Raw genomic sequence first — 14,714 nt, 5'->3', positions numbered from 1 at the left:
TGACCTGTCCCTCTTCCCCAGCTGAGCCGCCTGCCGGTAGAACTTCGACACGGATTCGACACCTAGTGTCCTGGCGGATCTGTACGGTGCGAACGACACACACGCTAGGGACGAACTGTTGGGGGCGGGCATGACGGAGTATCTGCCTGAGGTTGATCCGCGATGGGCTGAGCACTCTGGCGAAGAGGGGCACTACGGTGCCCCCGAATGGGGCCCGGAGGACTTGGAGCGCGCCACAAGGTTCTTGGCAGAACTCGCACCGCAGGCCCGGCAGATGCTCGCGTACCTGCTGCGCAACCCTGGCCGGAAGATCCACTGCACGGAGCTGGTGGATATGGCCCTGGGCGGTCCAAATGAGGGCGCTCCGGCACAGCGCGTGGCAGGCGTGGTGAGGGGAATGAGCAAGGGACACAACAACAGCGGGCGGCGGCTTCCGTTCTACTGGTGGGAAGCTCCTGAGGGGAGCGCGGGCGCAACGTACGCAGTCCGCCCCTCGGTGGCGGCGGTGTTCCTGGCCGCTCAGCTCGGCCAGTGACTCCGGCACAGGCGCCGGCGTCCACCAGTTAGGCGGCTTTACCGCGTCGGCCTGAGCCGGCTAACGCTGAGCACCGCTTTAGGAGTTCGATACGAGCCCGCTCCGGCCGCTGTTGTCGACTGGAGCGACAGCCGGACAGAGCCACTGGCGTGCGCCCCCGTCCGGCGTCGTTGATGTCAGTCATGGATGTCAGGAGCCTTCTGATCCGTAGCTCTAGCCAGATGGGTTAGCGACGGTCATACCGGCCGTTATGACGCCCGGGGAGGCGCTACCTGACGGGGACAGTCGCTGGGGGAGCGGTACCGCGCTGTTGTACATCGCTTGGAGATCCCGGCCGGTAGGAATCGGACACGTCACGACTCACTGTGTGTCAGGATTTGCAAACCGTGATGGGGGAGGTACGGCGTGTCCGGTCAGCCTGCGGCGTTCATGAGCTATGTCCGTTTCAACGATCAGCATGATGACGGCCTGCTCAGCCAGTTCAGGGAACGGCTTGGTGCCGAGGTGCGGGCACAGACAGGCGAGGAGTTCGCGATCTTCCAGGATCGCAACGATGTCGCCTGGGGCCAGAACTGGCAGCAGCGCATCGACGAAGCACTGGACGCGGTGACCCTGTTGCTGGTCATCGTTACGCCGAGCCTGTTCCGCAGCCCCGCCTGCCGGTCGGAGGTGACACGGTTCCTGGAGAGAGGGAACAGCATGGGTGCGTGGGACCTCGCGGCGGATTGCAAGGCCAACGTGTTCCGTGCCCGCAACAAGGAATGAAGGGAACGCGGCCTGGGAGTCGCACCCTCTCGGCGTGCCCGCCCTGTGGTCCGGGCAGCGGAACCTCCCAGGCCGTCCGGGGGCTAGAGCGAGGAGGCCGGGCGAACCCCGGCGGTTTCCGAGGTCCACAGGTGATGCGGCGGGCGCCGCTCAGTCCTGGGTCGGGGCCTTCTTCTTGCGGACGATGCTCAGGGCCGTGGCGCCCAGGATCAGCAGGCTGAGCCCTATGGCGGCGATCAGGGGTGTGGTGCTGGTGCCGCCCGTGTCGGCGAGGTTGGTGCCGCCGGCGGTGCCGCCCACGGTCGCGGGGCCCGGTTCGCTGAGCGTCTGCGTGGCCGTCCCGCCCGCGCCGCCCTGGATCCGGCAGTCGAGGACACCCGTGAAGCGCTGCCCCAACCCGTTGGGTCCCTTGATCGTGAAGTCGTAGGCCTGGTCCTCCCGCAACGGGATCAGAACCCTCTGCGACGCGCCCGCGGCGATGCTGTGCTCGACGCCCATCAGCTCGAAGGCGAACGCCTCGTCGCCCTTGTTGGCCGCGGTGATGTCCACGCCGCCCTTGACGCAGTCCTTCGCCGCGGACAGCGCGGGTATCGCGCCCCCGCCGGCCCAGGTGGCGCTCGCGGTGGCCGCCACCGTCGACTCGCTGGAGCCGGCCAGGATCTGGGTCTGGCTGCGGCTGTCGGAGGTGAGGACCCGGCCGACCGGCACGGTCGTCGAGGCCTGCACGGTCAGCTCCGCGGATCCCGCCGCGTCGCCCGGCCCGTGCGCGGTGTCCCCGGACGTCTCCTCGGGCACGTCGAAGAAGATCTGGCTGCCGTTGGTGGCGGAGGTGACCGGCTTGCCGTCCTTGCCGACGATCCGCACGCCACTGGCGGCGGCGTCCGCCGGAGGCGTGATCGTGACGGCGTTCGCGTTGGTGTGGACCGTCACCGGGCCGAGCCGGCCGCCGGGGTGGCCGGAGACGGCGGGCGGGTCGAGCGTCAGCGAGGCCGCGGGCTCGGGCAGGTCGCGGGCGCTCTTGTCCAGGTAGTCCGCGAGCTTCTCGGCCCGCGGGTCGAGCGCGTCGACGCGCGCGCCGTCGGAGTGACGCCAGATGGCCACCTGGGTGCCGGCCGCCGCGTCCTGCTCGGTGAGGTTGGTGACGCCCGCCTTGGCGGCGAGTGCCGCGAGATCGTTCACCTGCGGGTAGGAGTGCTGCAGGATCCAGCGGATCTTCCCGGCGCCCTTGTTGGTGCCGAGCGAGGAGCCGCTCCACGGCGTCTCGTGGTACTTGGCGTCCCGCTGCGTGGGGTTGTGCAGGTCGACGCAGTACGTCTGCAGCATGCCGCCGCCGTCGACGAACATCTCGAACAGGCCCGCGGAGACCTGGTAGTCGCCGCCGTCGTCGTGGACGACTGCGGTGCCGTAGGTCTTCAGGCCGCCCATGGTGGCGGTCGCGCCGCCCTGGCTCTGCGGTGCCGTGCCCGCGGCGGCCGGGCCGGCGGCGGTCAGCACGCCGGCGGCGACGAGCCCGGTCATCAGGGTCGCGGCGGCGAGACGCGCCACCCCTCGCCTGCCCGCGGGCGGCGCAGAGAACGAAGCACACACAGAATTCCCCTTCGAGCAGGACCCGTTGACGTGGGGGGCACGGTCCCACCAGCAGAATCTTCAGGCCCCGAGGACCATGTCCGGCATCCTAGAGATCACCCGCAGCGCCACCCCCCGTCATATGCTCGGATGGCTGATCCGAATCGGAATCGTTATCGCCAACACCCTTTGCGAGCAGAGGACATCGGCAGGGCCACGGGAGCTTTCCCGAGCGCGCTCGTCGACGAGCCGCGGTTCGGCCGGGGAGTCTCGGCACCTCTCCGACGTCACGTCACGGCAACCGGTTCCGCCTGCGGCCGGCCCTCGGCGGCCGCAGGTGTCTCCCATGCCGGCTCGGGCGGTTGCCGGGGCGAGGCCGCCGGGCCCGGCTCGGGCCTGCCCGAGCGCCGGAAGGCGGACGTGCCGCGCGCGAGGTCGTGGCCGATCGACACCGCGTCGATGTCGGCCGAGGTCCGGTTCTGGCCGTCCCGGCTCTCCACACGCACCTTGAGCCGGCCCTGCACGACGACCGGGTCGCCCACGTTCAGCGAGGCCATCGCGTTCGTGGCGAGCTGGCGGTTGGCCCACACCGTGAAGAAATTGGTGTGCCCGTCCGTCCACGTGCTCTTCTCTCGGTCCCAATAGCGCGAGGTCACCGCGAGCCGGAACCTCGTCGCCGCGCCCGACGCCAGCTCCCGGTACACCGGCTGCGTGGCCACGTTCCCCACTGCGCAGACCATTGTCTCGTTCATCGTGAGTCCCTCCCTCGCCCGGCCGCTCGCCGGGCCGACACACGTACGGGCCCGTCCCGTACGGCTGCGTCCGCCGCGCCGACCGCGTCCGTCGCGATCGCCGCGCCACCAGACTGCCTCCGCCGGGACGAGCCCGCTGAGCCCTGTGGACCGTCACCTGCCTGTGGAAAACTCCGCCACCCGTACGGGGGACGGCCGGCCCACGGCCCCCTCGTCCCGGGAGGTGTATGTGTACGTCGTCCCGTCCCCTCCGTACTTCGCAGACCTCGTACGTCGAACACGGCGTGCGTGGAAGACCTCGTACGCCGAAGACCTCGTACTTCTACCGCCCCCGCCGGCTCATCCCGCCCCCGACCCCAGCACCCGTACGTACTGCTCCCGCACTTCCCGGTATCGCAGCAGCTCCGCCGCCACGGGATCCAGCACCCGGGCCCGTCCGCATCCTGCCGCCGCCTCGCGCAACCGGCGTTCCGCCTCCTGGCCGTACCGCCGGGCCGGGCCGCGTGCCGCCATCCGGCAGCTCCACTCGACGAGCGGACCGCCGGCGATGCCCGCGAGCATGAGCAGCACCGGCACGCCCAGGTTCGGCGCCATGACACCGGCGATCTGGCCCACCAGCCACAGGCCGCCGAGAATCTGAAGGAGCGTCATGGCGGCCTGCCCGAGCACCGCCGCCGGCCACCAACCCGGCCGCGGCGGCCGCCCCGGGGGCAGCCCGGCCCGGGTCGCCAGCTCGTCCAGCGCCTCGGGCAGCCCCTGGGCCCCGCGTACGGCGGCCTCCCGCACCGCCTGGGCCCAGGGCGCCGGCAGGCCGGTCGCGGCCTGGTCGGCCACCGTGCGCACCGCCTGTTCGACGCGCTGCCGGGCCGTGGCCTCCTCGTCCGGTTGCGTGCGCACCGCGTGGCGCCCGGTGGCGGCCCCGCGCAGGGCGTGGCACCAGCGCCACAGCCGGAGCCACGGGGTGCCGCAGGCGCGGTTGGCATTGCGCAGCCACGCCCGTTCGGCGGCGTCGCCCGCGGCGGTGGCGCCGACGGCGTCCGCCAGCCGCGCCGCGAACTCCTCGCGTGCCTCCTCGCTGAGTCCGGCGCGCCGCCGCGCGGCGTAGACGGGCCGCAACCGCTCGGCCGCCGCGTCCACATCGGCGGAGATCCGCCGGGCAGCGGCCCCGCGCTCCGCCACGAACTGGCCGATCGCCTCCCGCAGTTCGCCGACCCCGTCCCCGGTGAGCGCGGACAGCGCCAGCACCGTCGCGCCCGGCTCGCCGTACTCCCCGAGGGCGATCCCGTCCTCGTCCAGGAGGCGCCGCAGATCGTCGAGGACCTGGTCGGCGGCCTCCCCGGGCAGCCGGTCGATCTGGTTGAGGACGACGAACATGATCTCCGCGTGGCCCGCCATGGGCCGCAGGTAGCGCTCGTGCAGCACGGCATCGGCGTACTTCTCCGGGTCGACGACCCAGATCACGGCGTCGACGAGCCCGAGGATGCGGTCCACGTGCTCACGGTGCTGCACGGCGGCGGAGTCGTGGTCGGGCAGGTCGACCAGGACGAGGCCGCGCAGCTGCGGGTCGGCGTCCGGGCTCTGCACCGGGCGTCTGCGCAGCCGGCCCGGGATGCCGAGCCGGTCGACGAGGGTCGCCGCGCCGTCGCTCCAGCTGCACACGATGGGGGCTGCGGTGGTCGGCCGCCGTACGCCGGTCTCCGAGATGGCCACCCCGGCGAGCGCGTTGAACAGCTGCGACTTGCCGCTGCCGGTGGCGCCCGCGATGGCCACGACGGTGTGCTGCCCGGACAACCGCCGCCGCGCCGCCGCCTCGTCGAGGACGCGGCCGGCCTCGGCCAGCGTGCGGCTGTCGAGCCGGGTGCGGGACAGGCCCACCAGTTCGCGCAGCGCGTCCAGCCGCGACCGCAACGGGCCGTCGTACGCCAGCGGCGGCACCGGCAGCGGGCCGGGCACCCGGGTCTCCGCGGCGGGCACGTGCTCGGGGGCGGCGCTCTCCGTCACGCGCCGCGCGATGAGGCCGTCGTCCCAGACGTCGGTGGACTCCGTACTGCCGGAGGCGGAGCCGTCGTCCTGCACGCGCGCACGGCTGTCGGCGTGCGGCCCGTGCTGTCCCACGCGCGTGTGCTCGTCGCCCCCCGCCGAGTCGCCCGTCGTACGGGAGAGCTCGGCACCGCCCGGCGGGTCGCACGCGGGACGGGCGGCTCCTGGGAGGCCGATCGCCTCGCTCCTCCGCGCACGCGCGTGCCCGTCGCCGTCCTTCAGGTCGTGCAGGCCGTGCGGGTCGTGCACGTCGTGGTGCACGCGCGCGGGGGCGTCCTTGGCTCGTGCTCGGGGCTGCTCGGTCTCCGGGCCGCCCACCCCCGGGACGTCCGTTCCCGAGGCGTCCGTTCCAGAGTCGTCGGCCGCCGTGGCCCGAGTGGCCCGGGTCGCGTCGCGTCCTCCCGCGCCCGGCGTCCGTTGCCCGGGCGGCCCGCTTCCGACACCGCCGGCGCCACTGGCACTACTGGCACTACTGGCACCGCCGGTGTCCCTGACATCCCCGGCACCCTTCGTGTCCTCGGAAACCAAGCCCTCCGTCCGATCGGCGTGCTCCCTGCGGTCCTGGTCAGTGACGGCGGCCACCGGTCATCTCTCCTTCAGCAGTACGGACAGCGCGGCAATGAGTTCGGCCTGGGGTTCCGGGTGCACCTCCAGGACGTCGAGCGGGGCCAGCCGCCGCTCGCGTTCGGTGTGCATCACGCGGTCCAGGTGGTCGGTGAGCAGCCGTGCGGCGCGCTCGCGCAGCCGCAGCGCGCCATGGGCGCCGATCCGCTCGGCGAGCCCCTCGCCGGCGGTGCGCGCCCGGCGGCGGCCCAGCAGGCCGGCGGCGACGAGGGCGGCGACGGCCTCGGGATCCGGTGCGGGGCTCCGGTCGTGCCCGCGCACTTCGTCCTCGGCTACCTCCTCGAGCTCCCGCCGCCACCGCCGTACGGCGATCCCGATGCGGTGCTCGGCGTCCCGCAGAGAGAAGTCGGGATCGGAGAGACCGGGCGCGCCCGCCGCCGGCTCGCGGCGCCAGGCGTCGTCGACGCGTTCGTCGGCGGCGGTGACGGCGCACAGCAGGAGGGAGCTGAGGCTCTCCACGAGAGCGTCGAGCAGTTCGCTCGCGGTGCAGTCGAGGGGGAAGGCGCGCCACCGCTTCAGGGCGTCCCCGGCGAGCACGGCCCCGGCCCGCAACCGCCCCCGCACACGCGCGTACTCGGTGTCGTACGCGCTGTCGACGGCGGCGGTGAGCCGCAGGGCGGCCGCGTACTGGGCGGCGGACGCACCGGCCAGCTCGGGCAGGCGGGCCTTCAGCGAGTCCAGAAGCCCGTGGGCGGTGCGGTCCATGGTGTGCTGCCGGGCCACGGGGTCCTGGGCCTGGTGGGCCAGCCAGGTGCGCAGCGGCGCCACGGCGGAGGCGGGCAGCAGCCCCGCGCCCCAGACCGACTCGGGCAGCTCGGGCACGGTGAACCGCGGTACGTCCCCGAGCCCGGCCTTGGTGAGCAGCGCCCCGTACTGCCGGGAGACCTCGGAGACGACCTGGTGCGGCACCCGGTCCAGCACGGTGACGAGCGTGGCGTCGTACTCCTTGGCGGTGCGCAGCAGGTGCCAGGGGACGGCGTCGGCGTACCGGGCGGCCGTGGTGACCATGACCCAGATGTCGGCCGCGCAGACGAGCTCCGCGGCGAGGACGCGGTTCTCGGCGAGCAGCGAGTCGATGTCGGGGGCGTCGAGGAGCGCGAGGCCCGGCGGCAGGGTGTCGACGGTCTCCACGCGCAGGACGCGGGTGGTGTCGTCCTCCGCTGCCGTCGGCGGGTCGTCCCCGGGGTCCTGCCGGGGCAGCCACACGCGCGCGAGGTGGGGCAGGATCCTCACTCCACTGAACCAGTGGTGATCGTCCGGATGGCAGACGAGCACCGGGGTCCGGGTCGTCGGGCGCAGCACTCCGGCCTCCGTGACCCGTCTGCCCACGAGGGAGTTGACGAGGGTCGACTTGCCTGCGCCGGTGGAACCCCCGACAACCGCCAGCAAGGGCGCTTCGGGGTGTCTCAACCGGGGCACCAAGTAGTCGTCGAGCTGGGCGAGCAGTTCGTCGCGGTTGGCACGCGCGCGTGGAGCCCCGGGGAGGGGCAGCGGAAAGCGTGCGGCGGCGACACGGTCGCGCAGGGCGGAGAGTGCGTCGAGCAGCTGAGGCCGTACGTCCAAGGTCACCACATGGGAAGAATGCCCAATTTTAGGGGAATTCTGAAGCATATGAGCATGTCTGCGCGCCGACCGAACACAACGGACGGAAGGGATGACTGGGACGCGGGTACAGTCCAGGCATAACGAGTGCACAACACCCGGTGCGCCAGACGCCAAAAGCGGTGCACGATTCGTACCTGCCTGCGATTATCAGGACCGCTTCACCGAACCTCCACATTGAGCCACGGAGGCGAAGCAACAGGGACAAGGAGCCGGGAGCCCTATCCTTGTCCCCGGCGACGTCACGGATCAGCCCGCACCCGGGCACCACGACAGAGGCCACCGCACCGGCCCCCGTAGCTCAGTGGATAGAGCAGGCGCCTTCTAAGCGCTTGGCCGCAGGTTCGAGTCCTGCCGGGGGCGCCTTCCACCGCCCTCCCACCGGGAGGGCGTTTTCGCTGCTCAGAGCAGGTGCAGGCAAGACAGAAGAGCGCCGGCCCCTTCCCCAGTGATGGCGGGGCAGGTCCGGCGCTGTCCGGCCGTAACCGAGTTTCTGCGGGGGGCTGCGGTGAATACGCGGAGAAGTTCGCCGGGCCAGCAGGGCCGGGGCCGGGGCCGGCTAGAGATCGGCTGACACTTCCCCTTCACGGCCAGTGCAGCGCAGCCACTCGTTGTAGCGCCATCTCAGTGCCTCTGGGTGCGGCAGACGGTCCAGGGTGAGCTTCGGATGCACGATGCCCATATCCCCCAAGCTCGGACCACCAGGACGTACCTCTGCACTCAAAGTGTCGGGGTTAATGGCGAAGAGGTGGGCGTCGAAGGCCCTGTGAAGCGCCGCGTTCATCGGCAGGCCGTTGCGGGCATCGGAGGTCCCGCCATCAGCGTCGCCTCGAAGGTGCGCTGCCTCAACCATCTGGGGGATCGCGATCCCTGAGAGCGGACAGCATGGGCCGTACCGCTGGAACACTTCGAGCTTGAAGCGTGCCTGGTCCGGTCGTGCGACCACGGTCCCGTTTCGCTGGCGGCGCCTGTTGCCTTCGAGCTGGAACGGCTGCTCTTCCGAGCGGTCATGGTCCAGGACTTGTACGGGCGGGGCCTCACCAAATTTGACCAAGAACAGGCTGCTCTGGTCCTCCCAGCCTTCGACCCACGCGAGCTCTACGCCGCGGAGATTGCCATGCTCAGTGATCACAAACAGGGGAAGCCGAAGCGTTGCAGCTGCCTTCGTGGCGTTGACTTCACCGAGGTCGCGACCCCGTTGCCGTGTGACCGGGTAGTGGTAGAGCACTCCGTTCTCGTCCAGGTCATCGGGGTAGTGCTGGCCGGTGTGCTTGAGCCCGATCGTCACGCCGTCGGGATGGATCTTCTGGGTGCGGGACTTGTCTGCCCAGATGCCCCGGAAGTTGCCATACGCGCCCACCGCGCGAACGGCGTCCGCTGTGACAAGCCCTGAGCTGTCTCGGCGTGCGAGCAGGTTCTCCCATACAGCCATGCGCCATTCCCGCTCCGCGTCCACAGTCCCCGACTGGCTGTTGAGAACCACGAACCCCATGGCGCGAAGCACCGGGTTCGCACCCGCCTCACCGCCATCGAATTGATGGTTCAACAGCGCGCCATCGCTCGGATGCTGGTACCCGTAAGCGACGCCGGCGATCGCCTTGGCGTCGTAGAGCCGGCCACCGTGGCTGACGTAGTACTGCGTCGACGGCCCGAACTTGTACTTCCCCCGGAAGCCCTGCCCTCCCAAACTGTCATACTCGGCGAGGGCCCTTTCCACCGCTGCGGCACTGGTCAGGTCCTTGATTCTCACAGCCCACCCCTGGTCTCGTCTGGCCACGCGAGCCTACTAACTTCGACTTCCGGGCGTCTGTTCGTCTGCCTGTCGAGCGGGAGGCCGATCTCAGCGAGGATCCCGCCCACGGCCATGCCTCCCACCTGCTCGTGGCCCGCCACAATCCGCGAACTCATGCTCTAAGTAGCCCAGTTGTCCGATAGCCTGATCACCGCTTAGTCGCCGTCTCCCGCATCCGGGAGCTGACATGTGTCGCCGTCACCCCCATTGGGGTGCTGACACAAGAGGAGAAGCCTTGTCCGGCAAGGACTACAGCTACGACATCCCGGACCACCCGATTAAGTACATCGAGGTGGACCCAAGGACCATCAAGTTCGACCCCCGCGCGCAGCGCAACCTCAACAAGGCCCGTGCGCAAGCCATCGCTGAGAAGCTGGTCCCCACCGCTCTCGGGACGCCGATCCTTTCTCAGCGTGGGGATGGCCAGTACGCGGTGGACGGCATGCACCGCGTCTTCGCCTGCCAGCTCATTCTGACTGGCAAGGTCTCGGTTCCGGAGAAGGTTCGCGACGCCGTCCAAAGCATCCACTGCGAGGTTCACTTCGACCTCTCGATGGCCAACGAGGCGTCGCTGTTCATCATCAAGAACAAGGAGTCCTCGAAGGTCGGCCCAAACGACGAGTTCAGGATCGGTGTGCTGGCTGGGCACCCGCTCTTCGTGGACACCAACACCGTCCTGGAGAAGCACCAGCTCAAGGTTGGCAGCAGCTCGGCCAGCGGTGTGCGCGGCATTAAGGGAATCCTCGGCATCGTCATGGAGCACGGCCCCGAGATGCTGGACCTGTCGCTCACCATTGCCGAAGACGCCTGGGGCCGGACCGCCGACACCTGGCACTCCGTCACCATCGGCGGGATAGCCACGGTGATGTCCAAGCACTCCGATGAGCTGAACCCCAAGGAGTTGGCGCAGAAGCTCAAGCGCCAAGGCGATCCCACGGCCTTCAAGGCCAAGATTCAGACCATCGCTACCAACAACAACACCCGCGCCGACGGCACCAAGGGTCGCCTCAAGGCCGCTCACTTGGCGGTTGCTTCCGCCTGGAACGCTAACCGCCGCGTCAATCGCATCCCTGTCCCGAACATCTTCGAGTAGCGCCACGGTGTGTCTCGTGCTCACCTGCGGCGCGGGGCACGCGGCCCTTCCTGTCAGAGCTGGCCAAGCTTGGCCTGCTAACCGCGCGGTGTTCCCCTGATCACGTGACGACGGCGTCGGTCCATATGCGCAGTGTGGTGCTGTCCGCGGCCTCGCACTGGATCTACCGCCGGAATCCCTAAAACAGTGAACAACCGCACTGGCCCTGATCCTGTGCTGGGCAATGCCTTGCCCAGCACAGGATCAGGCTCTAGTCAGCCGGCCACTTCTGGTAGATCTTCACGGGCCAGGATTCGCTGTTTGAGGTCCCGGAGTTGCCCGGAGATGCACCGGGCGTAGATGGCCAGTAGTACAGGAACGCTGTTGCCCGCCCACTCGGCGACCTGTGCCGGCGGGACGCCGTCGTTGAGCCAGTTGGTCAGGCAGGTGTGCCGCAGGTCGTACACGCGCCTGCCGAGCGGGGAGATGAATTCCTCCGGGGTGAGTACTTCCGCGCGAGCGGTCCGCCAGGCTCGGCGGATGACCGAGCCCGCGAGCATGCCGCCCTTCTCGCCCTGGAACAGCAGATCCCCCGGCTTCAGACTCTCTACCTTGATGTGCTCGCGCAGTATCCGCGTCAGCGACGGGTGCCCCGGCACGACGCGTGTGTCATCCGAAGCGCGTCCCTTCAGCCCGCGCTCTTCGTGGATCTCGCCGTCGTCCGTCCAGTTCTTCCCGACCTCCGGCTGAGCCGTGTGGAACAACAGCTCGCACCACTGGTCCTCGGCGTCCTCGTCCGGCAGGCGGACGTCCGCAACGTCCATCGCCACGACTTCCTCCGGGCGCGGTCCGGCGTAGTACATCGTCGCGAAGAAGGCGTGGAGCCGCTGGCCGCCGCGGGGACGTCGGCGTACCCACCCCAGCAAGCGCGCAGCCTGCTCCGGGTTGAGCAGACACCTCTTGTCGACCGCGGATGACGTCTTGGGCACCGCCCCCCTCCCCTTCGGTAGTGGGTTCCCCCGCAGAATCCGGTGCTTGACGGCGTATTCCATGGCCACGTTCAGAATCCGCCGGTTGCGCTTGACGGAGCTTGCCGCAGCGCGCGTACCGTCCAACTTCGAGTCGACGGCCCGAAGCACCTCGTCAACCTTGGCGGGGTCCTCCCATGCGGCCATGGTCAGGGCGTTGCGCTCTATCCACTTCAGGATGGTGGTCATCTCGGGTGGAGCATCCTCCCGGCGCCGCGTGTTGAACGCGAACTCCCGCAGCGCCGTGCGGACGTCGACCGGCCGGAACGCGGTCGGCTGTGTGCGCAGCAGAGCAACGGTGGTCGCCATGAGCGCCTTGGACGTGTTCTTGCGATTGTTCCCGCCGGTCCGGTGCCATTGAGCGTCCGCGAACTGGACAGCGAAGTCGTACCAGTTCACCGCGTTCGCCCCGGACTGATGCGAAAGGGGGCGTCCCGTAGCGAGGTTGAATGCCTCGCCACGGCGCGTGGCGCTGACCAGCTCGGAGCGGAAGGCGTCCGCGAGCGCCTTCGTGTCGAACGGCGCTCGCCACTCCTTGCCGTCCAGCTCCCAGCGAACCGTGTGAGTGGTCTTGCGCTTGCCCCGGTAGATGGCCGTCTTCCAAATCTTCACGTTGTACGTCGTGCCATCCATCAGGCGCTGTCCTCCCGCTCGTCAAGCCAGTGCTCGTAGTCGCTGCGCCGGATCCGGATGTCGCCATTGGGCAGCTTGATGCAACGGGGGGCCCGCCCCTTCGCGCGCCAGTCGTAGAAGGTTGAGCGCGAGATCTTCAGGTCCTGACAGATCTCGGCAAGCGTGAGCTTTTCGTCACTGAACCCCGGTAGGACTGCCGTCACCGCGCGCCCCCTTCGGCTTCATCCGCACTGGACAGGCCGGACAGCTCCAATTCCGACTGTCCGGGCTGTCCGTGCTGGTCAGACGTGGCCACCGGACAGCCGGACAGTGCGGACACCTCTTGGGCGCCCCGTGTCCGGGTCTCGGTGTCCGGGTAGTACCGGCCGCTGGGGTCCTTGGTGAGCTGTCCGGCGTCTGCCATGCGGTTGCAGGTGCGGCGGATCGTGTCGATGTCGACGTTCGGCAGCGCACTCGCCATGTCCTTCGGCTTGGCTCCGGGGTGGGCGCGGACGTACCGCAGGATCGTGGCGCGGGTGTCGCTGACGGTGTGGTCGGAGACCGGGCCGTCCAGCAGGTGCCATGCGCCGGAGGTGGGTTGGAAGCTGAGGGCGTACTCGGCTTCGTCCACGTCGCGGCCGGTGACGTGCAGGATGCCGTCCGCCTGCCCTCGGGCCCGTTTCAGCACGAGCGTGGCGTCAGCGGCTCCGGCGATGCCGTTGGTGCCGGAGACCTCGGTCAGGAAGTCTTCGGAGCTTGCTTTGCGGACGTGGTGTACGAGGACGACGGCCACGCCGTAGTGGTCGGCGAGCCGCTTGGCGTAGCCGACAGCGACATAGTCCGCGTCGTACGCCGACACTCCGGCCGGGGCCTGGCCGCGCATCTTGGCGAACACGTCGATGACGACCATGCGCGCGTCGGGGTTGCGCTCCAGCCACTGAGCGACAGCCTCGGTGCCGCCCTGGGGGAAGGGCGGGCATTCGGTGACCAGGGTCAGACCGGCGGGCGCGGGCTGGCCTCCGAGGAGCTTGCCCATGCGGGTCTGGAGACGGCGCGGGGTGTCTTCCAGGGCGAGGTAGAGCACCGGGCCGCCATGGACAGGCACGGAGTCGAACGCGTTGCCGCCGGCCGCGACCGACAGCCCCAGCCCAAGGGAGAGCCAGGACTTGCCGACCTTGGGCGGGCCCGCGAGCACATTGACACCCTCGGCGAAGATGCCGGGCACAGCCCATTTCGGCTCGGGAAAGTGCGCGGCCATGAGCTGATCGGCCGTCCACGCGGTCCGTGGGCGCTCCCGCCTGGGTGGCGCCTCGGGGGTCGTCTCGGGGTCGCTGGGCACGGAGTACAGGTGCAGGGGCGGGATGGGGCTGGTGCTCATGCCGCGACCGTCCTGGGGCGTCGTGCTCCGGCCCGCAGGCCGGAGGCGATGGTGCGGCGTGCCTCGCGCTCGCTCTGGCCGACTTGGAGCGCGGCGGTGAGGAGCCAGCCGGTGACGTCGGCTTCGCTCAGCTCGCCTCCGGCGACGAGCTGTCCGAGGGCGACGGAGGCGATGTAGAGGCTGTTGTTGTGCTCGTGCGGGCCAGAGCCGGTGACCCGCTGCACCTCCCCATTGACGGCGGAGCGGAGGAAGGCGGAGCGCCGCCCGTGGCCCGTGAGGGCGACCGTGATGGGCGTCTGCGGTGGCAGCGGGGCGGGGCACAGGAGTTCGGCGAGCCAGCCCGGCAGGGGCGCCACGGGGGCGTCGTGGGTGACCTCGTACGGGTGTCCGGCGAAGGTGCTGCCCGCGCCGACTACGAGTCCGCCCCACGCGCGGGTGTCGACCTTCCAGCCCAGTCCGCGGGCGCTGTCCCCGGCGGTGTTGCGTAGGGGTTCGCCCTCGGGGGCGGCGAAGTAGAGGTGGGTGCCGCCGCTCCAGGTGCGCACCGTGTAGGTGTCGGCGGGGAAGGGTTGGCCGTGGCGCTCGCAGAGCACGGCAAGTACGTCGGTGCCGTCAGTGACGCCGTGCTCGGTCCAAGCGGCCGGCGGATTGTCGCCGGGGTGCTTGGGCTTGTCAAGGTCGATGACGACCAGGCCGGACGGGCCAGTGGCGATGCCGACGTTGAAGGCAGCGACGGACCACGCGCGTGTAATGCGGTCCGGGTCGGTGGTGGCGCGGGTCTCCCAGTCGGAGACGGCCGGGCGCTTGTCGCCGGGGATGAGAGGGAAGACGCGCCAGTCATGCGACGCTGCGTCGAGCGCGGCGGTGAGCTGGGCAGAGCCGTCCGAGTGCGGCATGCTGAGGGTTCTCCTGTTCTGTCTGCGGATGGGCAGGGAGAACCGCGGCGGC

Annotated in this window: 12 protein-coding genes and 1 tRNA gene; 4 read left to right on the top strand and 9 right to left on the bottom strand. The window is 70.0% G+C overall.

The annotated features are described in order from the left end of the window. Nucleotides 1-130: 130 nt before the first annotated feature. On the top strand, nucleotides 131-535 hold the full coding sequence (locus ACF1A5_RS12735) for a DUF6416 domain-containing protein (RefSeq protein ID WP_392192853.1): 405 nt from the start codon (nucleotides 131-133) through the stop codon (nucleotides 533-535). Nucleotides 536-940: 405 nt separating this feature from the next. Further along, complete coding sequence (locus ACF1A5_RS12730) at nucleotides 941-1,300, top strand: TIR domain-containing protein (RefSeq protein WP_392192852.1); 360 nt, start codon at nucleotides 941-943, stop codon at nucleotides 1,298-1,300. A 150-nt stretch (nucleotides 1,301-1,450) separates the two neighbouring features. On the opposite strand, the gene ACF1A5_RS12725 is transcribed toward ACF1A5_RS12730, so the two are convergent. The 4 genes from ACF1A5_RS12725 to ACF1A5_RS12710 all read right to left on the bottom strand — a co-directional run bounded on the left by ACF1A5_RS12725 (nucleotide 1,451) and on the right by ACF1A5_RS12710 (nucleotide 7,854). Further along, nucleotides 1,451-2,818 (bottom strand): Cys-Gln thioester bond-forming surface protein, encoded by a 1,368-nt coding sequence (locus tag ACF1A5_RS12725; protein WP_392193118.1) that lies wholly within the window; start codon nucleotides 2,816-2,818, stop codon nucleotides 1,451-1,453. Nucleotides 2,819-3,153: 335 nt separating this feature from the next. Then, a complete protein-coding gene (locus tag ACF1A5_RS12720) occupies nucleotides 3,154-3,618 on the bottom strand; it encodes a single-stranded DNA-binding protein (protein ID WP_392192851.1) in 465 nt (154 codons plus the stop codon). A gap of 339 nt (nucleotides 3,619-3,957) precedes the next feature. Further along, nucleotides 3,958-5,694 (bottom strand): GTPase, encoded by a 1,737-nt coding sequence (locus tag ACF1A5_RS12715; protein WP_392193117.1) that lies wholly within the window; start codon nucleotides 5,692-5,694, stop codon nucleotides 3,958-3,960. A 549-nt stretch (nucleotides 5,695-6,243) separates the two neighbouring features. After that, on the bottom strand, nucleotides 6,244-7,854 hold the full coding sequence (locus ACF1A5_RS12710) for a dynamin family protein (protein WP_392192850.1): 1,611 nt from the start codon (nucleotides 7,852-7,854) through the stop codon (nucleotides 6,244-6,246). 320 nt (nucleotides 7,855-8,174) lie between these two features. Between ACF1A5_RS12710 and ACF1A5_RS12705 the strand changes: the two genes are divergently transcribed. Further along, nucleotides 8,175-8,247 (top strand) — tRNA-Arg (locus ACF1A5_RS12705). A gap of 196 nt (nucleotides 8,248-8,443) precedes the next feature. On the opposite strand, the gene ACF1A5_RS12700 is transcribed toward ACF1A5_RS12705, so the two are convergent. Beyond that, on the bottom strand, nucleotides 8,444-9,634 hold the full coding sequence (locus ACF1A5_RS12700; RefSeq protein WP_392192849.1) for an HNH endonuclease: 1,191 nt from the start codon (nucleotides 9,632-9,634) through the stop codon (nucleotides 8,444-8,446). A 277-nt stretch (nucleotides 9,635-9,911) separates the two neighbouring features. Here ACF1A5_RS12700 and ACF1A5_RS12695 point away from each other — a divergent pair, with 277 nt between their 5' ends. After that, nucleotides 9,912-10,769 carry a DUF6551 family protein gene (locus ACF1A5_RS12695; protein ID WP_392192848.1) on the top strand — a complete coding sequence of 286 codons (858 nt, stop codon included), beginning with the start codon at nucleotides 9,912-9,914 and terminating at the stop codon, nucleotides 10,767-10,769. Nucleotides 10,770-11,023: 254 nt separating this feature from the next. Here ACF1A5_RS12695 and ACF1A5_RS12690 read toward each other — a convergent pair whose 3' ends face one another. Genes ACF1A5_RS12690 through ACF1A5_RS12675 form a run of 4 tightly spaced genes read right to left on the bottom strand, consistent with a single transcriptional unit; the run spans nucleotide 11,024 to nucleotide 14,662 of the window. After that, complete coding sequence (locus ACF1A5_RS12690; protein ID WP_392192847.1) at nucleotides 11,024-12,409, bottom strand: tyrosine-type recombinase/integrase; 1,386 nt, start codon at nucleotides 12,407-12,409, stop codon at nucleotides 11,024-11,026. After that, nucleotides 12,409-12,612, bottom strand: coding sequence for a helix-turn-helix transcriptional regulator (locus ACF1A5_RS12685; protein WP_392192846.1), 204 nt, complete (start codon nucleotides 12,610-12,612; stop codon nucleotides 12,409-12,411). Before ACF1A5_RS12685 ends, ACF1A5_RS12690 begins: the two co-directional genes overlap by 1 nt. Next, nucleotides 12,609-13,766 carry an AAA family ATPase gene (locus tag ACF1A5_RS12680; RefSeq protein WP_392192845.1) on the bottom strand — a complete coding sequence of 386 codons (1,158 nt, stop codon included), beginning with the start codon at nucleotides 13,764-13,766 and terminating at the stop codon, nucleotides 12,609-12,611. Before ACF1A5_RS12680 ends, ACF1A5_RS12685 begins: the two co-directional genes overlap by 4 nt. Next, entirely contained in the window at nucleotides 13,763-14,662 is a 900-nt protein-coding gene (locus ACF1A5_RS12675) for a bifunctional DNA primase/polymerase (protein ID WP_392192844.1), read from the bottom strand. Before ACF1A5_RS12675 ends, ACF1A5_RS12680 begins: the two co-directional genes overlap by 4 nt. Nucleotides 14,663-14,714: the final 52 nt, after the last annotated feature.

Source organism: Streptomyces sp. NPDC014864 (assembly GCF_043081525.1).
In the GTDB taxonomy this organism is placed as follows: domain Bacteria; phylum Actinomycetota; class Actinomycetes; order Streptomycetales; family Streptomycetaceae; genus Streptomyces.
Note: the sequence above shows the minus strand (reverse complement) of the source record. Positions and strands in the feature narration are given on the sequence as shown.